Below are 25,514 nucleotides of genomic sequence, written 5' to 3'. Positions count from 1 at the left end.
GAAATAATAACAAGGAAAAATAATTAAGTTTTAAAACCCAGTAGAAAGCAATACTGTTGTTCTACTGGGTTTATTATATCATCTGATTATTTCTACTGGTATGTGTCAATTTTTTGACGATTACAATAAAAATATTAAATAATTCTTTTTCATTACCTTTCTAGTCTTTTTTTGATAATAGGGTTGTTTGCATCATATAGAGGGCATCAGCATCTATTATTTCATACATTTTTATAGATCTTATAAATAATTCATATGCAAAATTTGAATAGCCATATTTATAATAGAGCTTACCTAGAAGCAGCAATAGATTATCATCATGAATAAGATTTAAAAGTTGTACAGCCTTGTCAAATTGTTCAAAACAATTTGCTCTTAATAATATTTCTAATAGATTAAAGATTGGTTTTATAAATTTTTTTGAATTTTCTTTATCATCTGCTAATTGGTTATATTTATTTTCTTTAATTATAGAAATGAAAGTTTTATAAACCATAGTTTCTTCGGATTTGTTAAAATTTTGAGTAATATTTAGTAAATTATCTACGTTTTCATAGTTTTTAATAAACAATTCACATAATATACTACAATAAATAGCATCCTTATAATATCTGCCCTCTTTGATTTTATATAAATATTCTAAAGATTCATTGTAATTTCTTAGATAAAATAAATATATACCTTTATAAAAATATATCTCAAGCAAATTTTCATCGAAGCTTTCTGCTTTATCAGCATAATTATAGGCAATATCAAACTTGTTTTGAGTATAAAAAACTTTTGATAATAAAAGGTTTGTTTCTTGATTAATATTGTCAAAATAACTTTCAAGTTTTTTCTGCATTTCATCTATAGCTATATTTTTGATAGCCATAATCCCGGATATTTTGAAAATAGCATCAGAAAATTTAGGATTTAATTTTAGTACTTCATCAAAACATTTGTATGATGCATCATAATCACCTATGTCAGAATAAATAATTCCTAAAAGATAATAAGGTCTATAGGTTCCAGCTCCTAGACATTCTCTTAAAAGAACTGGGGAGTCGCCCATGGATATGCATTTTTTTGCGGATTCGATTGCAGACAAATATTGTTTTTTTGTAAAAAAAATATTTGTCCTGTAGAATTCAAAATCAGTACAATTAGGATAATATTTTAAACCATCTTCAATCAATGTTAAACAATCATCAAATTTTTGCAGCATCTCATTGCAAACAATCATTTTTAATATTAAGTTAAATCCAAATCCAAATGAAGGGTCAAAGTTTTTATAAGCTTTTTCTAAATATTTTAAAGCTTCTGCATATTCATGATTAGCTATATATTCAGTACTCATATTATAAAGCATAAATGCATCATCAGGATTTTCTTTTAATTTTTTTTGTATAATGTCTATATTTCTTTTTCTTTTATTTTTTTCATTAACAACTTTATCTAAGTAACCATAATGATAAAATTTAATATCGACAATTTCCACAAAACCTTGTTTATTTGCAGCTTCGCTACCAGGTGTAATTTGTTCATGAATATCTCCTGAAAATTTATATCCTTTACCATTTTTAATAAGACGTATATTGATACTTGAGAGTATATTATTGTCAGAATAATTTCCTACATAGCTTAAAGTTTCACCATAGTATACATCTACTTTATTATTTTCATTATTAATTAATTTAATTACCTTATCTTTATCTTCACTTTTTAGTTCATCATCTGCATCCATAATTAAAATCCAATCCTTTGAAGCCTTGCTTAATGAGTAATTTCTAGCATTAGCAAAACTATTATCCCATTTATAAAAAAATATCTTAGCACTATATTTTTCTGCTATTTTTAGAGTATTATCTATTGAACCTGTATCTACTATTATAATTTCATCAACAATATCTTTGATGCTTTCAAGACAGCGTTCTAGGTTCTTTTCTTCATTTTTAACAATCATGCATAAACTTAATGTCATATTATTATTCTCCTTCTAAGTAATTGTATTAATTTATATGTTTTTATAATTAATATATGATTATATTTTTATAATGTCATTACCAATTGTAAAAAATATACAATTGGTATTTGAAAATTTAATATGTAGCATATAATATATGGAGAAATAAAATTCATTCTATTTTTTTAAATTTATATTAGAGTATTAGTTTTTTAATACTAGATAAAAATTTAATGTTATTAATAAAAAAAGAATTTATAGAATACTTTTGAAAAGAGAAAATTGAAATACTATATAAGATATCAGTTAGACTCAAGATTAATAACCTTGAGTCTAACTGATAAATAAATTATTAAGGTATTTTAATTTTTATAAATTTTAGAAGAGCTAACTACAAAAAACTTGTATACTAGATTCTATGGAAGTTTTTTTGTAGCTTTAAATACTCATTGCTTTTTTATTTATTATCTACAGCAGTTATTTTTTTCACATGTTGATATTGCTCCAAGTGTTGAGTTAGTGATACTAAGAGTACCAAGAGTAGTTGTAGCAGCAGTTGCAGTTACTGTATAGATGCAGCAATCATCAAAACAAGAATCGCAGTCACAAACGAAGAAGGTGAATGTTTGAGCACTAATTAGTGTGGCTCCAGTGAATGTCCATACAGGTCCAACAGGAACTGGAGTGTTTTGACCTCTACAAAGTTTAGATACTTGGAAGTTTATAGTTCCAGTAAAAGCAACTGAAGCAACAAGATTACTTGCAAATTCTAGCTTAGTACATGGATTACATAAGTCAGAAGTATTTAAAGTAAGAGAAGTAAGAGGAAAACTTGCTCCTGCTGTAGTAATAACAGGGATTGTAGTTGAACTAGGGCAACTACATTTTACAATAGTTGGACAAATATCTTTTTCTTTTCTGCAATCATCATGATAATCATGATGATCATGACATTTTGACATTGAATTCATAAACGAATTCCTCCTTTTAATAGATAAATTTTAATTTTAAATTACTATATGAGTAATTAAGGTATTTGTTTAATTCCCCTACGATAATATATGAATTTTATCGTAGGAAGGTGATTATAATACGTGAGTTTTATAATAAAATATAATAACTCAGTAAAAAAGTATCACCACACTTTTGCAACCACTAATTTTAGTAAAATTATGGTATTCATTTAGCTATAGAAGTTTTAATTATCTTTTAAGCTACAAGAAAGTTCATAATCTTCACTAATTATACTGTCAATCATTATCATCACAGTCTGAGAATAATGGGTCTAAGTTTTGATCTGGATAGAACTTAGGAATTGGAGCTTTTTCAAATCTTTCACATGGATCCTCCTCAGGTTCTTCTTCACATGGCTCCTTTGGAACTGGGCAGTAATCATAAGCAGGGATAAGGAGCTGTACAATAAGCTCACATTTTACAACAATGTAATAGCCTAAAGTGATATCTAAAACATCTTTCCCACATTCATCTTCTAGTAATTCACCATCTAAAGCATCAGCAACCATTTCAAGTTTTATTATATTTGAATCTAAATCTTCAGCATGGTTAACAGGTACAAAACTAGCAGAAATTTGAGCTATAGAATCAGGACAGTAGAACTTTCCAATCACATCTGTTCTATTAATTTCAAACAGTTCACTTTTATTTACACCATTAGCATCAATATAATCTGAATAGAAAGAAATCCTGTAAGAGATAACTATTTTTTTGAAGCCTGGTTTTCCAGCAAGTGGAATCTTATCTACTGAGAGTAATGTTAAATTAAAATCTCTACTATTAATATATCTCTTAGGGTCTGTTAGTGGATTGCTTCTTAACTCAGAATCTGTTGTATTTGTATCAGGACCTTCACCATATACAAGGCATCTTTTGATTAAACATTGATCAAAAATTTTAGGAACTTCAATGCAAACTAATTCAGAAGGATCCGGTAAACGTCCTTGCTTATTTACAATACCAGGACGTGGCGAAAATTTCTTGAAGTTAATCGACATAAATTCTCCTCCTTTTTAAAAGTTATAGTAAATGCAAGTTTATCTAACACTTACAGTATATTGTATGTAGGAATATGGAAATGGTGAAAATAAACAATTAGATTAATAAATACATTTGCAAATAATACTTGAAAAAAGTATCAATATTATAGAGGTGATTTATGGATTAAAATTAGGTTAAAATAATTTTTTATTTTATAGAAGGGCATAATAGCTTTTCACTAAAAATATAATTTTATAAAGGAGGGAATGAAAATGAGTATTATATATCCTTGGATATATGTTGATTATACAAATAATATATGGAAGTTTTTTCGAAATAATGACAGAGAATTACTTTACAAAATTATGTATGGAGAAGGAAAATGGACAAAAGAAAGTCTTATTGACAAGGATGTACTTGATTTTGCTGTTTATGTTGAGGAAGATGAGACAATACATATAGTCTACAGCAATATTAAAGGAGAGCTAAAATACTGTACCATGAAGAATAAGCAATGGGTAGGTAAGATGCTCTATAAATTGGAAAATGATTACTGCAAAATACAAAATTTAAAAGTTGAAATTATCAGAGATAAGATGCATATTTTTTATTTACTAATAGATGATGATGGTAGTGATCATGGTGTGTTAATGCATTGTACATGGAACGGAAAAGAAACGAGCATTACTACATTGCAGGATATTATATTGATATCTAATTTAAAGGAACACTATTTAATAAACGTAAATAAAAATAATAATATTGATTTATTTTTTATTACAGACGAAGGTGATGAGATATCTTTAAACTATTGCAATTTTCAAAAACGTAAATGGTCTTCTGTAAAAAGACTTTATGGTATCCAAGGAGACGATATAGCATTTGAAGTAGTAGAGGATCAACAAGAGATTCATATACTAAATAAGTCCAGAGAAGATTCTCTATATTTTTTGGATCATGTTTGTATAGATATAGCTGGAAATATTGAGGAATTCAGAATTCATGAAAGTAATAAAGAATTGGCGGAACCTCTATTATTTATTGAAAGTAACAAGGTATACTCTTGTTGGTTAGAAGAAGGTAAGATTTTTTATTCAGTTTTTAATAATGAAAAGTGGAGTAGTGCATTTTATTTTGATAGGGGTAATGAGCTCCCAGTAAGACGATATAATTGTTTTTTTTGTTGCGATGGAGAGAGTTCTATTAAAGAAACAGGAGTTTATGGAACTAATGAACTAGATTTGTGTTTGTTTGTTCCAAACTGGTTTGTAGTAAATACGGAGGAGTCATTAAAATGTGAAGTAGATCAAACTAAAGCAGTTACACCAGAAATAGAAGAATTTCGAAGCTTAAAGATTGAATTATCTAGAGTAATATCGGATAAGAAAAATTTAGAGAAAAAAATTGCTTCTTTAAATATGCAATTACAAAAGAAGCAAAGATTTATGGAAGAGTATGAAGAACGAATTGCTAGAATATTAGAACAAAAACGCAAAGTAGAGGAGAATTGTAACGTATTCTTGGAATTGCAGCAGAATATTCAAAAAGAGTTAGAGAATACAAATCAACAGTTAATAGAAGAAAGAAAGATTAAAACAAGTATTGAAAATAAATTGAAAGAATCTAAAAATGAGAATGTAATAATTAAAAAACAAATTGAGGAGATAAATGAAGAAAAGAAGAAATTGTATAAAGAACTTGAATTTGAGAAGAATCAATCTATTATGGAACGATTACTAAGAAAGAGACCAAGAGAAATATAAAGTCACTTCTAAGGTTTTAGAGCATACAATAAAATAGGAATTCGTTATAAGGCACATTCAAAAAATAATAGACCAGTATGCTTGTCTATTCTGCGTCATACTGCGTCAGCAAATTCAGCTAATAGCTTGCTATTAACTGAATTTGCTTCCTTGCTTGACACAAAATATACGACGCATCTTTGGTCTATTATTTTCTTTTATGTGCCTAAATTATATTAAAAATACACAAAATAGAGGTGATTAACACGAAGGCAGAAGAGTATGATTATATAATGACCTTTACTTCTCATAATAGAGCATTATATATATATCAACATCTAATTCGAAAAAACATCAAGGTGAAACTTGTTAGTGCTCCTAATAAAATTAATATTAGTTGTACTCAAGCAGTAAAATTCAAAGAAATAAATAAGGAAGTTGTTCAAAAGGAATGGCAAAGGAATAATATTTATCCTACTGCAATATATAGGATTGTAAGAGAGGGAAAAAATGAAACTTATGAATTAGTTGAATAGATTTGGTTAACTGAAAAGATTTGGTTAACCAAATCTTTCTATGCTTATATTGCATAATAAGCACTGATAAAGCATATCTTTTAGTATAAGCAAAGGAGGGGGAGACGGTGACTCTATGGTTGATAAAATAGACAAAATAATTTATTATGTATCAAACTTAGGCACGGGTATGGTGTCTATTATTGACGGAGACAGTTATCGTATTATAAAGGAAATTGAAATTGGTCCAAGACCTCAAAATATAATCGTAGATGAAAAAAATAATGTGTATATAGCTAGTGATAGAAATAGTAAAGTTACGCTTATTCATGATTTATATGATTCTAACCAAACATGGATTATGCCTAATAATGGTAATATACAAGTGGATTCAATAAATCAGAAAATCTATGTTTGTAATACTGAAGAAGTATGTATTTATAGTTTAAGAAATGGTAAAAAGATAGGCTGTTTAACAGGTTTTATTGCAGCAGATAGCTTAAAACTTGATAAAGATAAAAAAAGATTATTTGTATTAGATATTTTACAGAATGAAATAAAAGTCTATGATACATCAGATTTTCATTTAATGAATATATATAAAGATGTTGGGAATTCACCTAATAAAATTCTAATAGCAGAAAATGAAAAGTATGTTTATATTGCTAACAAAGGAAGTAGAAAATTGGATTATACTGGTAATATTTCTGTAGTAGATATTGAAAGCGGAAATGTTTCATATATAGATTTACAAAAGGGGTCTGTTATTACAGATGTAGAACAAAATGGGGGTACTTTATATGCAGCAAATAGTGGATTGCATAGAATTGATGTTATAGATATATTAAAAAGAGAATGTATAGCAATAATTAAAACTACCCTAGCAGATCTGCAAAGACTTCGATTATCTTCTGATAAAAAAACACTACTTGCAATTAGTCGAAGCACTGATGGAAAGGGGGTAATTGATAAAATCAATATTTCTAGTAATACTATTTTAAATACATTTAATTTTAAACAAAAGAACAGTATTCCATATGATATTGGAGTAGTTACTCAAAGTAAATTTCAAGTGCAGGAAGAATCTTTTATCTTCACGAATTCACAAGATAAATTTGAACAAAAAAATGGGACAACTATTCTTGCTAAAAAAGTTTTATCAAACTATCAAGAAAAAATAATTTTTCCTGAGGTTTCAATTAAAGTATCTCTAAAAGAGGAAGAGATTATAAAAATAGAAGAAGTTATATTTAAAAAGTGTGAAATTATAAATGAAACAAAGAATAGAAAGATTATAGATAGTCGAAAAGAGTATTCAATATTACAATATGAATTTTACATTCCCTATTATATAGTATGCAAGAATGAAGGGCAACAAGAACATGTTATTGAAGGAAGGCTTGAAGGAACACAGAAAGCTACATTATATGTACCAGCTTATACAGAACAACAAGGAGTAGAATTTGTAATCAATTCTTTTACTAAATTAACAAGTAATCCAGTAATCGTAAACAATAATTTAAAGTTTGATGTTAGTGTTTTAATTTCAACAAAAGCAATTGTAGATGAATTAGTATTTATTCCATTTTGCAAGGACTGTGATGTATGACAAAGGAGAGAAAAAGTAGTGAGGGAAAATAATGGTTAACGAAAAATATGATTGTTATTTTATTAAACAAAAAGATGGCACACTTTTTAAATTTTATTATGATAGTGAGCAAGGAATATGTTATCAGATACTTATGAAACAGAATTGGTCAGATAAGAAGAGTATGTATAAAGAAAGTCTTAAATATTTTTATGTATTAGGAGAGTGTAATGGGAAAATTCATGTATTTTGCCAGGATATTTGTGGTGATATAATTTTATGCACATTAGAAGGAACAAAATGGCGGTATAAAATACTCCTCCATATGAAGAGTGATGCAATTATGCCTGTATATATTAGAGCATTCTTTTATTCAGATGATATTCATCTATTATATAACATAGTAGATCAACATACTTATTCAGAAGTATTAGTTTATCAAGTATTCAAAAATGGAATAGAATGGAGTTTGCCACAAATAATTACTAAATTAGATTATTACTATAAAGTTCCATATTGTATTTATCAAGATTCTAAAGCAAACTTAATCCTATTAAACACTGTATTAACTGGGGTGTATAAATTAACTTCTAGAAATCTCCATATTATTGAAGGTATATGGGGAAAGGAAGAAGTCATACATACATCACTCTTACCTTACATAGATTTTACCTTTTGCGTAGGAGAAAATAGAAATCATTATCTGTTTATTACTCAAGATAATCAGGTTAATACAGTGATTTATCAGTATAAAGAAATGGAATTACAAAAAAATATAATACTATTTCAAAATGAAAAGATTGATTCATGTTTATTAACATCATTCAATAATATATTATGGGCTCTGTGGATTTGTAATGATAAGCTTTATGGATGTTTTTCTACAAATTGTGGACAGACTTTTAGCAGTCCAATGGTATATAAACTCTTTGATAATGGATTGCCTATAAAATTATTTTATCAAGAGTATTTAGAAGATAATCAAAATAAATATTATTGCCATGAAACATATGCAATTAGCCTAAATGGGGAAGAACAAATATTTTTGCAGGAGCTGTTACAAAATCAGAAGATTGTACAAGTCAATAATAAAGATGGTTTAAAAGTCAATGCAGAAAATTCAAAGAATGATGTAGATGAGTTAAAAGATTGTTTTACAAAAGTGAAAATACTTACAAGAGAAAAAAAAGAATTAAAAGAAAATCTTAAAATTGCAGAAGAAGAACTAAGAAGAGTGAATGATACTATAAAGTATGAAAAAAATGAATTAGTAAAGTTACAATATGAATTTTATAAAGAAAAAGAAAAGAATGGTTCTTTAGAGAAAAAGTTGTTATTAAAGGATAAAGAAAAAACATTAATTGAAAGAAAATTATCTCAAAAAGAAAAAGAAAATGAAAGTTTAAAACAACAAATAGATGTTATGATGGTTCAAAATTTATCTAATTCAGAAAAATTTATGAGGGAAAGTACTAATGAAAGATCTAAAGAAATAAAATTCCGCTTTGTTAAATGGCCGCTTGATGATGAAAATTAAGATGTAGGATAAGTAATTAATCTCAAAGAGGACAGTAGATAATTTTGTGTAAAAAACAAAAACTCTCTATGTTCGTAAAGAGCATAGAGTGGTGAGATGCAGGTATAGTATTTTCAGCAGATAATAATTAACAAAGTCAGTTTAGTGTTATTTATTATCAAATTATTGCAAGTAAATAGTTAGATTATTAAATATAATATAAAGAAGTAGGGATAAAAGTAAAAAATCAAGGAGGATTATAAGGGGGAGAAAGAGTAGATGTTAAATGAAGAATTATATTCTTTAATACATAAGAAGATAGAGGAAAATGGAAAAGTAGTAATTGGAATAAGTGGCATAAGTTTAAGTGGTAAAACTACTTTTGCTAATAAGCTAAAGGAATTTTATGAATCTAATTATGATATTTCGGTAATTTCTTTAGAGGAAAATGTAGATGTATTTAAAGAATCTCTTAATGATAAGAATCCATGTAAGTTTTATTATGAAAATGCCTATGATTTTGATAATTTAAAAAGAGAAATTGAAGAATGTTACAAAAAAAGTGATATAGTTATAGTTGAAGGATTATTATTATTTAAAAACACAGTAGATATTAATTTTGATATAAAGGTATGGTTAGATTGTACTTTTACATCATCAATAGAAAGAAGTAGTGAAGATAAAAAGGAATTATATGAAGATTATTTTATGTGGCTTCAAAGGCAACATTTTTCAATAGATAATCCTAAGTGTAAAGTGGATATAATAATAAAAAATGATAAAGTGTTAGAAAATGATCCAGAAGTTTTTGTTGACTTATTAAATAACAATGAATCATTAAAGAATATGAAATGGTTATATGAACCATCAGCATGGGAATTCAGAGAAGATGGCATTTTTGTAAAGACTGATAGAATAACAGATTTTTGGCAAAGAACTCATTATGGTTTTAGAAATGATAATGCTCATATGTTATATATAGAAACTGAAAAAGATTTTATAATGACAACAAAGGTTAAGTTTAATGCAATTCATCAATTTGACCAATGTGGGTTAGTAGTAAGAGTAGATGAGGATAATTGGTTAAAAACATCTATTGAATATGAATTAAATAATCCACCAAAGCTAGGTGCTGTTGTAACAAATTTAGGATATTCAGACTGGTCTACAGAAGAATTAGATTCAAAGGCAAATGAAGCTGAATTTAGAATTAGTAGAGAAGGGAAAGACTACAAAGTAGAGGTTAATGTTTTAAATAGAGGATGGAGACAATTAAGAATTTGTCATCTTCATAGTGAAGAAAAAAAGGTTAAATGCGGAATATATTGTTGTAGCCCTATTGATAATGGTTATGAAGTATTATTTACAAATTTAAAAATAGAGGAGAAGTATTTTTAAAAAGCAAATTCCAATGCCAGTTCACCTTTATACTACAATATTAATACTATGTTAAAACATAATAAAAAATCAAATGACTTATATATTAAATAGGCTGGATTAGTTTCTAGTCTATTTTTTATTATGAAAAATAAAAAGTATACAATAGGGTAATTTTAATATTAAACATACGCATACTATTTACATAAGATAATTATTAAATTTAGGCAGAGTTTCTTTATTAGATAAAGTAGTTAGGAGAATACTTATGAGGAAATTATTATTACCACAAAGTGCAAAGGTAACACCAAAGGAAGTATTAGATGAAATTAACAAGTTTGAATATATTAATAAAAGTCCATATAGTTTAAGTTATTATAATGTACCAGGGGTTTCTTGGGATCATAAGCCAGAAGGAAGTTTAAGAATATCAGATCACTGGAATTTTATATCTCATGGGAATAAGCATTGTCTTTTAGCTGATACAGAAGAAGAAATACAAAATAATTGGATGTTAGCAAAATATATAGATGGTCAATATCATATTTTAAAAGAGTTTGGAGGAAATGTTCCAGGATATAGATTTATTGAATTAAATAAGAATGAATTAGAACTAATTAAATATTTATACAGTAAAGGTGGTATAATTAGTTCAAAAGAACTATATAGAAAGTATCAAGAGAGACCTAAATTAGTAAAAGAAGGTCATACAAAAAATAAAAAGTCATTAATAAAAAGTATAGGTGATGAGAGATTTAAAAAGTTTAAAGAGGGAAATAAAGAAACGAGAAAAGTAGTTTTTATTGAAGAAAAGAATATGGATATAATTAATAAAGCGTTAAGAGTATATGAAAAAAGCAGTGAACTTGATGAACTTTGTAAAACAGAACAAGGAACTAATGAATTGATTAACACATATAAAGCTTATAGATTTAAGAATAGTAATATTGAATCATTTGAAGAAATGTTTATTTTAGTATTAGATAATGAAATGGCAGTAAATTTTAAACAATGTTTATAGATTATATATTAAATAAAAGATAATAAAAAAGTTAAATATAGAATAGATATTTTTAACTTTACTATAATCAAGAATATAAATTTGTAAAGTATAATATATTAAAACAAACAATTATTAATAAATTAATATTAAAACAAGATATAAACTTATAAATAGATAATATAAATGGTAAAATGTTGACAAAAAACAAATTACTATGGTATTATAAATAACAAAGAAATGAAAGAGAGGAAATATTATGAATTTAATAAATGCAAAACTTCAGATAACAACAAAATTTAATAGAGTACTCTTATTGTTAGCCGAGTTATTGTAGCAATTGTGTTTATGGTTTGATGAATTTATATTTATTACTGTCATAGATGCAATTGCTGCTTAAAGTGAGTGTATCTATGACGGCTAATTTATATTTTATAGATAGAATGGCCTCGTAGATTAATATGAGGCTATTTTGTATTTTATAGATGAAACAAGTCTCATAGATTAATATGAGGCTTTTTTGTATCCTAGGTTAAAAAGTCTCATAAGAACTATGAGACTTTTTTATTATAAATATTTAACTTAGGAGGATTTAAAAATGGAAGAAAATCGCGAACAATGGGGGACAAAGTTAGGTTTTATACTTGCAGCAATTGGATCAGCTGTAGGATTAGGTAATATATGGAGATTTCCGTATGTAATTTATTCAAGTGGAGGAGGAGCATTTTTAATACCATATTTTTGTGCTATATTTACAGCTGGAATTCCTCTTTTAATATTGGAATATGGAATGGGACACAAATTTAGAGGTTCTACACCTCTTGCATTATCAAGAGCTAATAAAAAATTTGAATGGTTTGGATGGTGGTCAATAATTAGTTCATCAATTATATTATGTTATTATTCAATGATACTAAGCTGGGCTATAAAATATCTAACATTCAGCTTTGGTAAAGTATGGGGAGAAGATTCTAATACATTTTTCTATAATGAATTCTTAAAATTATCTGATTCACCTATGAATATAGGAAATATAGTGTGGCCTATATTAATCGGAATAGCATTAATTTGGATAGTAAATTGGTATATATGTTACAACGGAGTAAAATCAGGAATTGAAAAGACAAATAAGATATTATTACCTTGTCTATTAGTAGTAATGATAATAATAGTTATAAGAGGAGTTACTTTAGAGGGAGCTACTTTAGGATTAAATACTTTATTTACACCAGACTGGGATAAGATAAAAAATCCTCAAATTTGGATTTCAGCATATGGACAAGTCTTTTTCTCATTAAGTATAGGTACTGGAATTATGATGACATATTCAAGTTATCTTCCTAAAAAGACAGATATAAATAACAGTGCATTTATGACAGCTTTTGCTAATTGTGGATTTGAATTTTTATGCGCTATTGGAGTATTTGGGATTCTTGGAGCAATGGCAACAAGCCAAGGAGTAGCAGTTGAAGATGTTGCAACAAGTGGAATTGGATTAGCATTTATAGCATTCCCTAAGATATTTACAATAATGGGAGTATGGGGAAATATATTAGGAGTTCTATTTTTTATATGTTTATCATTTGCTGGGATTACTTCATCAGTTTCTTTAGTTGAAGCAATATCAGCAGCTATAATTGATAAATTTGGATGGCAACGTAAAAAAGTTGTGACAACTCTTTCTATAGTTGGATTTTTAATAAGCGCAGTTTTTGCAACAAATGCTGGTTTATATCTATTAGATATTATGGATAATTTTATAAATAATTATGGAATAGTTGTAGTTGGATTATTAGAGGCGTTTGTTATAGGATGGATGGTTAAACCTAAGACAATAAGAGAACATACAAATTCTATGTCTTATTTTAAGATAGGAAAATGGTGGGATGTAATTATAAAGTTTGTTACACCTACATTATTAACAATAACACTAATTCAAAGTCTTATAAAAGAATTTAAAACTCCTTATGGGGGATATGATTTAATACCGTTATTATTATATGGATGGTCAATTATAGCTTTAGGAATTATAGGTGGAATATTAATAAGTAAAAAATCTTGGAAAAGTGATGTTGAAAATTTTAAAAATAAGGAGGTAGTATAAATGACAGGACAAGCTATATCATTTTTAATATTAGGAGCAACAATTCTTTGGGGCGGATTAATACTAACCTTGGGAATAAACATAAAAAATGAAAGTGTAGGTAAGGAGTAATAATGCCCTCAACAAGTTTTAATTTAAAAACTTGTTGAGGGCATTAATTGTATTTGGAAAGAATAACTTTTATTAAACAAATATATATTTTATAAATTATAGATAATAGAACTATGGAGGAATTATTGGAATCGGCGAATAAACTTAAATTGGCTTCAAGTATTGTAATTGGTTGGTTAAGATGAGAGGACAGGGCAAAAAATAAATATTTTTTAAATTGAGGTATTGACATAAAGTTAACTTTACCCTTTATGATTGTTTTGTAGGTTCTATTAATTATGATTATTAATCACTCAGTTAAGAAAGGAAGTTGTTAAAAAGCAGATAGAGGGATTAAATAAGCTTATGGAAACTATCAAACATAAGATATGGTACTATGAAACTGCAATTGGGGCTTGCACAGAGGAGATTCATAAGCAAAACACAGAGGATGAATAAGAAGATGAAGATAGAAAAAATGTGTGCAGTAAAATAAATGAATTTTAGGAGGATGAAGTATGTATTTAGAAAAAATAAATTCACCAGAAGACGTAAAAAAATTATCAATAGATGAAATGAAAGATTTGAGCGAGGAAATCCGTCAGCTACTACTTAAAAAGTTAAGTGAGCATGGTGGGCATATTGGGCCTAATCTTGGAATTGTGGAACTGACTGTTGCATTGCATTATGTATTTAACTCACCAAAGGATAAGATTGTTTATGATGTTTCTCATCAGAGTTATACTCATAAAATACTTACTGGAAGAAAAGAGGCATTTATTAATTCAGAAAAATATGATGATGTTTCTGGTTATTCCAATCCAGAAGAAAGCAATCATGACTTTTTTACTATAGGACATACTTCCACATCTATAAGTCTTGCTTGTGGTCTTGCTAAAGCAAGAGACTTAAAAGATGAGAAGGATAATGTCATTGCTATCATTGGAGATGGTTCACTAAGTGGCGGAGAAGCATATGAAGGACTAAATAATGCAGCAGAAGCAGGAACAAACATGATTATTGTTGTAAATGATAATGACATGTCCATTGCAGAAAACCATGGTGGTTTATATAAAAATCTTAAAAAGCTTAGAGATTCAGAAGGAAAATGTCAATGTAATTTCTTTAAGGCAATGGGATTAGATTATTATTATGTAAAAGACGGACATGATTTTGAGCAGTTAATCAGCGTATTTAACAAGGTTAAGGATATAGAGCACCCAGTAGTTGTCCATATTTATACAATTAAAGGAAAAGGCTTTGAATTTGCTGAAAAGAATAAGGAACAGTGGCATTGGGGAATGCCTTTTGTATTAGAAACAGGAGAATCAAAGTTTCCTATGGGTGATACAGAAGATTATGACTATTTAACTGGAAAATACTTATTAGATGTTATGAAAAATGATCCAAAAGTAGTTGCCATTACATCAGGAACTCCGGCAGTATTTGGTTTTGGGAAAGAAAGAAGAAAAGAAGCAGGTAGACAGTTTGTTGATGTTGGTATTGCAGAAGAACACGCAGTAGCTTTGGCTTCAGGAATTGCAGCAAATGGTGGAAAGCCAGTTTATGGAGTATGTAGTACGTTTCTTCAAAGAACATATGACCAGCTTTCACAGGATCTATGTATAAATAATAATCCAGCAGTAATACTGGTATATTTAGCATCTGTTTATGGAATGAATGATGTAACACATCTTGGATTATACGATATTGGTATGATGAGTAATATTCCTAATATGGTATATCTTGCTCCAACATGTAAGGAAGAATATTTTAAGATGCTTAAGTGGGGAATGAATCAAAAGGAGCATCCAGTGGCTATCCGTGTTCCAGCAATGGGAGTAATCGAAAGTGGAGTGGAAGATAATACAGATTATTCTAAATTGAATAAATATCAGGTGACAAAAGCAGGAAAAGGTGTTGCAGTGATTGCACTTGGAGATTTCTATCAGCTTGGTCAGGCAGTTGTCGCAAAGCTTTCAAATGAAAATGGCATTGAAGCTACGCTGATTAATCCAAAGTATATCACAGGTATTGATGAAGAATTATTAGAAAACTTGAAAAAAGAGCATAAGCTTGTAATTACTCTTGAAGATGGTATTTTAGATGGTGGCTTTGGTGAGAAGATTACAAGATTTTATGGTCCTTCTGACATGAAGGTTTTAAATTATGGTATCAAGAAGGAATTACTAGATCGTTATGTTCCAGATGAACTTATGAAAAAAAATAGACTTACAGATATTCAGATAGTAGAAGATATTATAAGTATCATAAAATAAGGTATTATACATGCTATCAATTAAAAAATAGATAGGAATACAGAAAATTATGAAGTTGATACTAATGTTCGTGAAACCAAAGGCAGATCTGATTATAGCAAATCCATATGAAATGATACTTAAAGAGATTGTTAAAGTATTTAGAAAATCTTATCAATAAAAGGAGGATATTAATGGACATTGATGATTTATTAGCACACCTAAATAAAGGAGAAGTGGTTGAGGGTGGTTCGGAATTACACCGAATAATGCATAATGTCTCGCAGGAGGCGTTGAAATTAACTTTTAATCTGAATGGGCAATATCATACGCCAGAAGAAATCCAAGAGCTTTTTTTCATGCTAATTGGTAAACCAATAGATAGAACATTTACTATGTTCCCACCTTTCTATACAGATTGCGGAAAGAATATCTTTGTAGGAAAGAATGTATTTATCAATTCAGGCTGTTGTTTTCAGGATCAAGGCGGCATTACAATTGGAGATGGAGTTCTCATTGGACACAATGTAGTGTTGGCTACTCTCAATCACGACGTTGACCCAAGAAAACGCAGTGATATGCATCCTGTACCCATTGTGATAGGCAATAATGTATGGATTGGAGCAAATGTCACTGTCGTTCCAGGTGTCACCATTGGTGATGGTGCTGTTATTGGAGCAGGTGCAGTTGTGACCAGAGATGTGCCACCTAATGTTATTGTGGGCGGTGTACCTGCAAAAATTATCAAGAAAATCGAAATTGGTGAGAAGTAATAAGATATTGAATATGAAAAAACTAGTTTAGATGCTTTTAATAAAAACAATATCGAATAAATACAATTCATTGACTTTTATTCACTCGAGTAGTATATTATGTTTAGAATGATAAAAGGAGGTTTTAAAATTATGGTACGAATTTCAAAGGCGCCCGAAGTTCGCAAACAGGAAATATTAGATACAGCAATGATAGTATTTTATAAAAAAGGATATGAATCAACATCTATGGCTGACATAGCAAAGGAAATGAATGTGGTACCAGGGTTGTGTTATCGTTATTTTAAATCAAAACAAGAACTTTTTGAAACCGCAATGGATAAGTATGTTGAAGAATGTGGAGAAAAATTTTTAAAGATTATTTGTGATGATAAAAAAACATTAACAGAACGTATGGATCATATGGCTAAATTAATGCTAACTCAAGAAGATAACAGCAAATATCATAATTTTTATCATAAGACAGGTAATGAAATATTGCATGAGCAACTTACTATAAAGATTGCAAAATATTTAATTCCAAGTTTATGCAAAGAATTTAAAAAGTTATATGAAAAAGGAGAAATTTATATTAAAAATATTGAAATAATGACTAATTTTATTATGTATGGACAAATCGGTGTTTTGTCATGCGAAGATATTTCCATGGAAGAAAAAATCAAACAAATTCGTGTATTTATAAATTCAATATTAGAAATAAGACAATAGATATGATGATTGGGAATTAGATAAACATCCCTAATAAAGTATTTCTGTAAAGTGATATTTTGTTAGGGTAAAAAAATGTTTACTCAGTGAACGTTATTCATTGACTGTAATTCACTTAATAGTAATTAAAGAAAGAAGACGATTTAAATGAAAAATGTATTAGAAAAAGATTTTACAAAAGGTAATACAACTAAAAAGCTAATAGGAGCTACTATACCAGTGCTAATAGCATTTATATTTAGTATGGCATACAACATAGTTGACAGTCTTTGGGTTGGAAATATACTTGGTGAAAAAGCAATGGCAGCACTTACTGTATCAATGCCACCTATATTGATAACAACTTCTATTGCAATGGGTGCTACTAATGGGGTTGCAATTTTGTTATCAAAATATGTTGGAGCAAAGGATAAAGACAATCAAAATAAGGTAATCTCGACTTCTTTTATAGTAGCATTTATTTTCAGCATAATTATAACTGTTATTTGTGAACTTAGTGCAAAAACTATTTTAAATCTTTTAAACACACCAAGCGAGATATATGCTATGTTAAAAGAGTATCTTATTTTATATATGATTGGATATGTTTTTGTATTTATATATTTATATTTTACGGCTGTATTACGTAGTTTTGGTAATACAACTATGCAGATGGTATCTATTATTTTTTGTACAATACTTAATATAATTTTGGATCCTATTTTTATTAATAAAATGGGACTTAAAGGGGCAGCAATTGCAACCTTATTGTCTCAAGGAATGATGATGCTTATTATGATTGTGTATATTATTAAGAAAAAATTAATAGTAATTAATTTTAAATTATTTGACAAAAATACTTTAAAGAATCTTACACTAAAAGCAATACCATCTATTATTCAACAAAGCATTCCTGCAATAAGTACAAGTTTCATTACTTACTTAGTTAGTGTATTTGGAGTACTGCCTATAGCTGCATTTGGTATTTCAGGAAAATTGGAAACAATTTTATTTTATCCTGCCATGGCACTTAATATGACAATTACTACTTGCACTGGCCAGTGCTTTGGTGCTAAAAATATAAAAAAAGCAAAGGAATATCTTAAATCTGGAATAATATTAGGTAGTGGATTTTTAATTGTATTAACAATTATAGTAGTATTTTTTTCAGCAAATTTAGCACAAATATTTGGGGCAAATGAAAGTGCTAAAAATATAATTAAAGTTTATTTTTCAATTATTTCAGTTGGATATATCTGCAATGTTATCACTAATTGTGTTCTTGGAGCAGTAAATGGTTTTGGAAAACCAATGTCATCTATGCTTTTAATGATTTTCTACTATATTATTGTTCGTATGCCACTAGCAAAAGTATTATCTACAAGTAGTTTAGCATTAAATGGGATATGGGTAGCTGTTTTGATAAGTCATATTGCTGCAACTATAGCAGGAATTTATTATTTTAAAGTATTACTAAAAAAAGATTATATTAGGTTTGATATGAAATCAGTAACTAATTATTAGGCTGAAACTAAAATAATAAGTAATAGCACTTGAGAAAAATAGATATAATATAGATATAAATAAAGATGACCAAAGACTTTGAGTATTTATGTGTAAATTTAGGATTTGTTGTAATAAAAATGAAGTCTGGTATATAATAGTATATGAATTTTAAAATTGAGAGGGAGAGAATACTTATGATAAGACTTATTGCATCAGATCTTGATGGAACACTTGTAAATAGTGATGGAAAAATCAATGAAAAAATGTTTCATTTGATAAATACATTAGATGAAAAAGGTATAAAATTTGCAGCAGCTAGTGGAAGATTTTATTACCAATTAAATAAAAATTTTGAAAAGGTGAATCATGATATGTTGTTTATTGCTCATAATGGTGCACTTGTAAAATACAATAAAAATGGTAAAACAGTATATTCAAATTGTATATCTAAAGAAAATATAAAAAAGGTAATAGACTTAAAGAGGGAATTTGGAGAAGAAATATTTTTAGCAAGTGATAATACGGCTTATATAGAAAATCCTACAGAGGATATGATGGATAAATTTAAATTTTTTAATGTCCCAGCAGTAGTAGTAAAATCTTTTGATGAAGTAAAAGTTCCTATTTATAAAATAACTTATTATGTTGCTGATGATGTTAAACCGAAAATAGTAGAGTATTTAAAAGAAAATCTTAGTGATGAGCTAGAGTTTGTTGTATCAGGTGATAAATGGATAGATATAATGAATAAAGGTGTAAGTAAAGGACATGCTATAGAAATGCTTCAGAAAAAGTTTAACATAGATAGAAAAAATACTATGGTTTTTGGGGATTATTATAATGATTTAACTATGTTTAAGACAGCTCATTATAGTTATGCTATGAAAAATGCTCCAGATGATGTCAAAGAACATGCTAATTTTATTGCAGAAAGTAATAATGATAATGGAGTATATAAAGTTATAAATGAACTTTGTATAAAAGAACAAAAGATGGCATAATTATATTCAAAAATTGGTTTTTTTAAATAACTTGGTCTTTTTAAATAAATTGGTTTTTTAGAAAAAAGTATTGCAAGTTTATATATAAAGTGTTAGAATTTTTATAAAATTGAATGAGTAAATATACCTAGGGTAGAGGTGCAATATTTAAGAGTAACTATTTGGAGCTGGCAAGCTATGATAAATAGTCAAAGGAAATATTGCCGAAGAGAGTAAATTGGCGAGTTTATTCTCTGGTATTGCATATAATATGTGTAATACTGTCGCTAATGATATAGTGGAGAGCTACAAGGTACATTTTTGTTTAACGTAAGATTATAAATTTGAGATTTATTAATATCACAAATATATGAGTTTTTTAATATTTATTTAAGTGATATTTTAAATTTGTAAATTGTAAAAAGGTTTATACAAGGGTGTAGCAGAGAGTTCTTTGCTACACCTTTTTTGACGTTAAGAAATGTATAGAAATCTAAAAGTTATTAAAAGCCTAGAGTGGAAAATTTACTTGATGTTTTAAATTTTATAGGGAGTTGATAATATGGGTGTTATTGTACAAAAATATGGGGGAAGTTCAGTAGGAGATGTTAATAAAATAAAGCAGGTTGCAAAAACCTTAGTTAAGAGAAAAGAAAGTGGAGATAGTTTAGTTGTTGTAGTTTCAGCTATGGGAGATACTACAGATAATTTAATAGAGTTAGCTAAACAAATTTCTAAAGAGCCTGATAAAAGAGAGTTAGATGCTTTAATAGCAACTGGGGAGATGATTTCTTCTTCTCTTTTGGCTATGGCTATTAAAGAGTTAGGATATGATGCAGTAAGTTATACTGCTTATCAAGTTGGAATTAGAGCATTAGGACCACATGGAAAATCTCTTATTGAAAATATTAATGGAGAAAAAATAAGAGAAAGTTTATTAGAAGGAAAGATAGTCGTAGTTGCTGGATTCCAAGGAATAAATGAAGATGGAGATATTACCACACTTGGTAGAGGAGGTTCAGATACTTCAGCAGTAGCAATTGCAGTAAGACTTGATGGTGAATGTGAGATATATACTGATGTAGATGGAATATATAGTGTAGATCCAAGAAAATATCCTAATGCTAAAAAGTTAGATGAAATAGACTATGAAGATATGCTTGAATTATCAAGTCTTGGAGCACAAGTAATGCATTCAAGATCTATAGAACTTGCTCAAAAATATAAAATTCCAGTATATGTGGGATTGAGTAATAGTGATATTAAAGGAACTGTAATCAGGGAGGGAAAAAATATGAATTTAGAAAGTAAACCAATAACAGGAATAGCTACAAGTGAAGAGGATATAATTATAACTTTAAAAGAAGTTAAAAATGATATAAATATGATTGCAAATTTATTTGAGAAAATTGCAAGTAAAAGAATTAATGTAGATATGATAAGTCAAACCTCTCCGATTGAGGAAAATGTTAATTTATCTTTTTCAATACCAAAAGATGATTTAAGAGAATGTATGAATATAATAAGTGAATTTACAGAAAAAGATAAAATTTTTATAGATGAAGATATAACTAAATTTTCAATAGTGGGTATTGGGATGAAAACAACATCAGGAGTTGCAGGAAGATTGTTTAAATTATTTGCTGAAAATAACATTTCAATAAAGATGATTACTACATCTGAAATAAGAATAACTTGTGCAATTAAAAAGGATGATAAGGTTAAAGCTATAAATGCTACAGCTAAGGAATTTGATTTATAGTAGTTAGGAGAGAGTATTTATGAAACTTTTTGGAAGTATGAAAGTAATTGATAATACATTACATATAGGAGGAGTATCTTCAGTAGAACTTGTAGAAAAGTATGGAACACCACTTTATGTAATGGATGAAGCGTTAATAAGAGATAACTGCAGAAGATACGCAGAAGCTTTTAAGATTAAAGAAAATAATAATAAGGTTATATATGCCGGAAAAGCATTTTTAACACTTGCTATGTGTAAAATTATAAATGAAGAGGGGTTAAACCTTGATGTAGTTTCAGGTGGAGAATTATATACTGCTTATAAAAGTGGATTTCCTATGGAAAACATATATTTTCATGGGAATAATAAAACACCAGAAGAAATAGAAATGGCTATAAATTTTAATATTGGTAACTTTGTAGTGGATAATTTTTATGAAATTGACAAAATAAATGAATTAGCCATAAAACATAATAAGGTTCAAAAAGTGCTTTTAAGAATAACACCAGGAATAGAAGCGCATACACATGAATATATAAAGACAGGTTCTATAGACTCAAAATTTGGATTTACTATGTTAAACAATAAGACTTTAAGTGCAGTAAAAAGAGTTATTGGGTATTCAAATTTAGAACTTGTTGGATTACATTGTCACATAGGTTCACAAATATTTAGTATAGAACCATACTTAGATGAAGTTGAGTTAATGTTAAATCTTATTAAAAGTATAAAAGAAGAAACAGGTTATACTATTAAAGAATTAAACTTGGGTGGAGGCTTTGGAATTTACTATAAAGATAGAGATGAACCTAAAAAAATAGAAGATTTTTGTTCATGTATTTTAGAAAAAGCAAAGCAGACAGCATTAAACTTAAAAATGGATATGCCAACGCTAATAATAGAACCAGGTCGTTCAATGGTGGGAAATGCAGGAATTACTTTATATACAATAGGTTCAATTAAAAATATACCAAATGTTAAAAAATATGCATCTATTAATGGGGGTATGACAGATAATATTAGACCTGCACTGTATCAAGCTGAATATGAATGTGCTATTGCAAATAGAGTAGATAGCTATTGGAAAGAGGTAGTCTCTATATCAGGAAAATGTTGTGAGTCTGGAGACATATTATTAAAAGATGTTGAACTCCCAGAAATGTATAGTGGAGATATTTTAGCTGTATTTTCAACTGGTGCTTATGGATATTCAATGTCAAACAATTATAACAAAATACCTAGAGCAGCAGTAGTAAGCGTTATAGATGGAAAGTCTAAGGTTATGTGTAGAAGAGAAACTTATGAAGATATAATAAGCAGAGAAATTTTAGATTAGACATATATAAATAGGCTGTATCAAAATTAAATTTATTTTGATACAGCCATTTTGGTGTATAATATTATAAAATATTTAGATATGTTTTAAGTGAATGTTGATATTATAGTATAAAGCTCATGGACAGGGGAATTTACTTTAAGAACTCTAAAATAAAGCTTAGTCCAATTAATGCATGCTCCCAATCAAAGATTGATGACAAGCAATTAATTTGACAAATCTTCATTAAGAGTTCTAAAAAGCAAATTCCAATGCCAGTTCGCCCTTATACTATAATATCAACACTGTTTTAAAACATAGCGAAATATTTAAATAAGTTTTAGGGGATGAGATAATGATTTATTATTTTTCTAGTACAGGTAATTCTAAATGGATCGCAAAACAGATTGGAGACAAATTAAATTATGAAGTAATTAATATAATAGATATTAATAGGAATGAAAAGAAATTAGTTAGAAAAGGTGAAGTAGTAGGATTTATATTTCCTATTTATGCATGGGCACCACCTGAAATAATGTTTGATTTTATGAAAAATTTCACGTTAGAAGAGGGAGCTTTTTCTTTTGCAATAGGTACATGTGTAAGTGAAGCAGGAAATACTGAAAAATTAATTAAAAAGTATATCCCATTAAATAGTATTTATTCAATAAATATGCCTAATAACTATATAATTTCTAGTGATGTTGATTCAGAGGAAGTAATTGAAAAGAAAATTAATGAGGCAAAAGAGAGTATAAATAAAATTTGTAATGAAATAAAAAGAAGAGAATGTGTATCTAGGGTTAGTAAAGGATCACTATCATTAATTAAATCAACTATTATTACATCTTTATTTAATAAGTATGCAAGAAATACAAAGGCTTTTTATATTGAGGAAAACTGTTCATCTTGTGGTTTATGTGAAAAAATATGTCCTGTTAAGTGTATTCAATTAAAAGAGGGTAAACCAGTTTGGAAAGGTAAGTGCTTACAATGTTTGGCATGTATTAATAGATGTCCAGAGAAAGCAATTCAATATGGCAAAAATACAAAAAAACATGGTAGATATTATTTAAAACTTAATAAATAATATATCTTAAATTTAATGAATAGGCTTATTTTGATCTATCCTTAATTTTTGTAAAAATAATATATATATAAGATTTAAAACAGTATATTATTGCAAATATATTTCCAATAATTGACAATGAACACATATTAGAATATAATTATTTATGTAGAAAAGTTAAAATTAAATAGATATTTATTAAAGTTGAACAAGTGAAAAAAACGAATTTAAGTTTAATAGATTTTATGATAAGAGTTATTTCAAAAGAAAAGTATTATATTAACATTTGATTAAAGTATAGTAATCGAATATATAGAAATATATTTTTTTGAGGTAGCTTTATTTTTTAGAATATATTGATAATGAATATTAGTATCTAAGTACATATTTTAAATATAAAGAAGGGGTGAATTAATATGCAAAAACATGAATCAAAATTATCAGGAGTTCCAGAAACAATGCTTATCCCTATATGGGCGAGAGCGCAGGAAACAAAAAGGGAAGATAGTATTATAAAAGATTTTAAAGCTTTAGATATAGTAAAAAAAATTGATTACGACTTTTCTATATTTGGAGAATATGATGAATTTTATAAAACACAAGTTGGTGTTGCTGCAAGAACTAAAATATTAGATAGTTTAACTCAAGAATATGTAGAAAAAAATCCTAATGGAACCATAATAAATATAGGAGCAGGTCTAGACACAAGACCTACTAGAATAAATATAAAAAATGCTCAATGGTATGATATAGACTTAACAGAAGGAATAAATATAAGAAGAAAGTTCATAAAGGAAACAGATAGAATCAAATTTATAGGAAAATCTGTATTTGAGTATGAATGGATTGATTTAATAGATAAAAAAGATAATGTATTAATTATTGCAGAAGGAATATTTATGTTTTTTAATATGGAACAATTAAAAGAGTTATTTAAGAACCTAGCAGATAGGTTTACAAATTCGAATATAATTTTTGAAGCAATGGATCCTATGCTTGTAGGAAAAGCAAAGCATCATGAGTCAGTGAAAAAACTAAAAACACAATCTGAATTTAATTCTGGGTTCAAATCTGGAAAAGAGATTGAACATTTTGATGATAGACTTAAGTTTATAAAAGAGTGGTATCATTTTGATGTCGGAGGCAAAAGGTGGAGAAACATGAGAATGCTTTGGTGTATTCCGAGATTTAAAAGAATGATGAAAATAATAAAAATTAAAATAAATTAATAGAGTTTACTTATAAAAGTATCTTATTTATAAAGTTTTTATGAGTAAAGAATTTATTAGTATAAAGGTATGATAATTTGT

20 protein-coding genes and 1 riboswitch are annotated in these 25,514 nt (G+C 27.7%); of the genes, 17 read left to right on the top strand and 3 right to left on the bottom strand.

The window, feature by feature from the left end; all coding sequences use genetic code 11:
* Positions 1-160 precede the first annotated feature (160 nt).
* The 3 genes from ACYUET_RS04775 to ACYUET_RS04765 all read right to left on the bottom strand — a co-directional run bounded on the left by ACYUET_RS04775 (position 161) and on the right by ACYUET_RS04765 (position 3,957).
* Positions 161-1,963 (bottom strand): glycosyltransferase, encoded by a 1,803-nt coding sequence (locus ACYUET_RS04775; RefSeq protein ID WP_460278101.1) that lies wholly within the window; start codon positions 1,961-1,963, stop codon positions 161-163.
* Between the two features lie 446 nt (positions 1,964-2,409).
* Positions 2,410-2,916, bottom strand: a complete 507-nt coding sequence (locus ACYUET_RS04770; RefSeq protein WP_460278100.1) for a DUF4489 domain-containing protein — start codon at positions 2,914-2,916, stop codon at positions 2,410-2,412.
* A gap of 279 nt (positions 2,917-3,195) precedes the next feature.
* Positions 3,196-3,957, bottom strand: coding sequence for a hypothetical protein (locus ACYUET_RS04765; protein ID WP_460278099.1), 762 nt, complete (start codon positions 3,955-3,957; stop codon positions 3,196-3,198).
* Positions 3,958-4,212: 255 nt separating this feature from the next.
* Between ACYUET_RS04765 and ACYUET_RS04760 the strand changes: the two genes are divergently transcribed.
* The 17 genes from ACYUET_RS04760 (at position 4,213) to ACYUET_RS04680 (ending at position 25,433) form a co-directional block, all read left to right on the top strand.
* Complete coding sequence (locus ACYUET_RS04760; RefSeq protein WP_460278098.1) at positions 4,213-5,703, top strand: hypothetical protein; 1,491 nt, start codon at positions 4,213-4,215, stop codon at positions 5,701-5,703.
* 272 nt (positions 5,704-5,975) lie between these two features.
* The gene (locus tag ACYUET_RS04755) at positions 5,976-6,218 is read left to right on the top strand and encodes a DUF3343 domain-containing protein (RefSeq protein ID WP_460278097.1); all 243 of its coding nucleotides are present in this window, start codon (positions 5,976-5,978) and stop codon (positions 6,216-6,218) included.
* A gap of 115 nt (positions 6,219-6,333) precedes the next feature.
* Positions 6,334-7,806 carry a YncE family protein gene (locus tag ACYUET_RS04750; protein ID WP_460278096.1) on the top strand — a complete coding sequence of 491 codons (1,473 nt, stop codon included), beginning with the start codon at positions 6,334-6,336 and terminating at the stop codon, positions 7,804-7,806.
* Positions 7,807-7,837: 31 nt separating this feature from the next.
* A complete protein-coding gene (locus ACYUET_RS04745) occupies positions 7,838-9,322 on the top strand; it encodes a hypothetical protein (RefSeq protein WP_460278095.1) in 1,485 nt (494 codons plus the stop codon).
* Positions 9,323-9,580: 258 nt separating this feature from the next.
* A complete protein-coding gene (locus tag ACYUET_RS04740) occupies positions 9,581-10,699 on the top strand; it encodes a DUF1349 domain-containing protein (RefSeq protein WP_460278094.1) in 1,119 nt (372 codons plus the stop codon).
* Between the two features lie 247 nt (positions 10,700-10,946).
* Entirely contained in the window at positions 10,947-11,699 is a 753-nt protein-coding gene (locus ACYUET_RS04735) for a hypothetical protein (protein WP_460278093.1), read from the top strand.
* Positions 11,700-12,276: 577 nt separating this feature from the next.
* Positions 12,277-13,782, top strand: coding sequence for a sodium-dependent transporter (locus tag ACYUET_RS04730; protein ID WP_460278092.1), 1,506 nt, complete (start codon positions 12,277-12,279; stop codon positions 13,780-13,782).
* Positions 13,783-13,893: a MetS family NSS transporter small subunit gene (locus ACYUET_RS04725; RefSeq protein ID WP_460278091.1), complete on the top strand. Its 111-nt coding sequence runs from the start codon at positions 13,783-13,785 to the stop codon at positions 13,891-13,893.
* 497 nt (positions 13,894-14,390) lie between these two features.
* On the top strand, positions 14,391-16,151 hold the full coding sequence (locus ACYUET_RS04720) for a 1-deoxy-D-xylulose-5-phosphate synthase (RefSeq protein ID WP_460278090.1): 1,761 nt from the start codon (positions 14,391-14,393) through the stop codon (positions 16,149-16,151).
* Positions 16,152-16,324: 173 nt separating this feature from the next.
* On the top strand, positions 16,325-16,903 hold the full coding sequence (locus tag ACYUET_RS04715; protein ID WP_460278089.1) for a sugar O-acetyltransferase: 579 nt from the start codon (positions 16,325-16,327) through the stop codon (positions 16,901-16,903).
* Positions 16,904-17,035: 132 nt separating this feature from the next.
* Positions 17,036-17,611 carry a TetR/AcrR family transcriptional regulator gene (locus tag ACYUET_RS04710; protein WP_460278088.1) on the top strand — a complete coding sequence of 192 codons (576 nt, stop codon included), beginning with the start codon at positions 17,036-17,038 and terminating at the stop codon, positions 17,609-17,611.
* Positions 17,612-17,758: 147 nt separating this feature from the next.
* The gene (locus ACYUET_RS04705; RefSeq protein ID WP_460278087.1) at positions 17,759-19,114 is read left to right on the top strand and encodes an MATE family efflux transporter; all 1,356 of its coding nucleotides are present in this window, start codon (positions 17,759-17,761) and stop codon (positions 19,112-19,114) included.
* 176 nt (positions 19,115-19,290) lie between these two features.
* A complete protein-coding gene (locus ACYUET_RS04700) occupies positions 19,291-20,097 on the top strand; it encodes an HAD family hydrolase (RefSeq protein ID WP_460278086.1) in 807 nt (268 codons plus the stop codon).
* A 125-nt stretch (positions 20,098-20,222) separates the two neighbouring features.
* Positions 20,223-20,393, top strand: a riboswitch (Lysine riboswitch).
* A 245-nt stretch (positions 20,394-20,638) separates the two neighbouring features.
* Positions 20,639-21,838: an aspartate kinase gene (locus ACYUET_RS04695; protein WP_460278085.1), complete on the top strand. Its 1,200-nt coding sequence runs from the start codon at positions 20,639-20,641 to the stop codon at positions 21,836-21,838.
* 19 nt (positions 21,839-21,857) lie between these two features.
* Positions 21,858-23,156 (top strand): diaminopimelate decarboxylase, encoded by a 1,299-nt coding sequence (gene lysA, locus ACYUET_RS04690; protein ID WP_460278084.1) that lies wholly within the window; start codon positions 21,858-21,860, stop codon positions 23,154-23,156.
* A 334-nt stretch (positions 23,157-23,490) separates the two neighbouring features.
* Positions 23,491-24,225 carry an EFR1 family ferrodoxin gene (locus tag ACYUET_RS04685; protein ID WP_460278083.1) on the top strand — a complete coding sequence of 245 codons (735 nt, stop codon included), beginning with the start codon at positions 23,491-23,493 and terminating at the stop codon, positions 24,223-24,225.
* Positions 24,226-24,620: 395 nt separating this feature from the next.
* Positions 24,621-25,433, top strand: a complete 813-nt coding sequence (locus tag ACYUET_RS04680) for a class I SAM-dependent methyltransferase (RefSeq protein ID WP_460278082.1) — start codon at positions 24,621-24,623, stop codon at positions 25,431-25,433.
* Positions 25,434-25,514: the final 81 nt, after the last annotated feature.

The organism is Clostridium sp. CTA-5 (assembly GCF_054768135.1).
This window is presented reverse-complemented; position numbering and strand designations above follow the sequence as displayed.

Coding starts and splice junctions, on each gene's coding strand:
- ACYUET_RS04680 (WP_460278082.1), top strand. CDS start 24,621: ATGCAAAAACATGAATCAAAATTATCAGGAGTTCCAGAAACAATGCTT.
- ACYUET_RS04695 (WP_460278085.1), top strand. CDS start 20,639: ATGGGTGTTATTGTACAAAAATATGGGGGAAGTTCAGTAGGAGATGTT.
- ACYUET_RS04725 (WP_460278091.1), top strand. CDS start 13,783: ATGACAGGACAAGCTATATCATTTTTAATATTAGGAGCAACAATTCTT.
- ACYUET_RS04735 (WP_460278093.1), top strand. CDS start 10,947: ATGAGGAAATTATTATTACCACAAAGTGCAAAGGTAACACCAAAGGAA.
- ACYUET_RS04770 (WP_460278100.1), bottom strand. CDS start 2,916: ATGAATTCAATGTCAAAATGTCATGATCATCATGATTATCATGATGAT.
- ACYUET_RS04740 (WP_460278094.1), top strand. CDS start 9,581: ATGTTAAATGAAGAATTATATTCTTTAATACATAAGAAGATAGAGGAA.
- ACYUET_RS04720 (WP_460278090.1), top strand. CDS start 14,391: ATGTATTTAGAAAAAATAAATTCACCAGAAGACGTAAAAAAATTATCA.
- lysA (WP_460278084.1), top strand. CDS start 21,858: ATGAAACTTTTTGGAAGTATGAAAGTAATTGATAATACATTACATATA.
- ACYUET_RS04685 (WP_460278083.1), top strand. CDS start 23,491: ATGATTTATTATTTTTCTAGTACAGGTAATTCTAAATGGATCGCAAAA.
- ACYUET_RS04700 (WP_460278086.1), top strand. CDS start 19,291: ATGATAAGACTTATTGCATCAGATCTTGATGGAACACTTGTAAATAGT.
- ACYUET_RS04730 (WP_460278092.1), top strand. CDS start 12,277: ATGGAAGAAAATCGCGAACAATGGGGGACAAAGTTAGGTTTTATACTT.
- ACYUET_RS04775 (WP_460278101.1), bottom strand. CDS start 1,963: ATGACATTAAGTTTATGCATGATTGTTAAAAATGAAGAAAAGAACCTA.
- ACYUET_RS04705 (WP_460278087.1), top strand. CDS start 17,759: ATGAAAAATGTATTAGAAAAAGATTTTACAAAAGGTAATACAACTAAA.
- ACYUET_RS04710 (WP_460278088.1), top strand. CDS start 17,036: ATGGTACGAATTTCAAAGGCGCCCGAAGTTCGCAAACAGGAAATATTA.
- ACYUET_RS04745 (WP_460278095.1), top strand. CDS start 7,838: ATGGTTAACGAAAAATATGATTGTTATTTTATTAAACAAAAAGATGGC.
- ACYUET_RS04755 (WP_460278097.1), top strand. CDS start 5,976: ATGACCTTTACTTCTCATAATAGAGCATTATATATATATCAACATCTA.
- ACYUET_RS04715 (WP_460278089.1), top strand. CDS start 16,325: ATGGACATTGATGATTTATTAGCACACCTAAATAAAGGAGAAGTGGTT.
- ACYUET_RS04765 (WP_460278099.1), bottom strand. CDS start 3,957: ATGTCGATTAACTTCAAGAAATTTTCGCCACGTCCTGGTATTGTAAAT.
- ACYUET_RS04750 (WP_460278096.1), top strand. CDS start 6,334: ATGGTTGATAAAATAGACAAAATAATTTATTATGTATCAAACTTAGGC.
- ACYUET_RS04760 (WP_460278098.1), top strand. CDS start 4,213: ATGAGTATTATATATCCTTGGATATATGTTGATTATACAAATAATATA.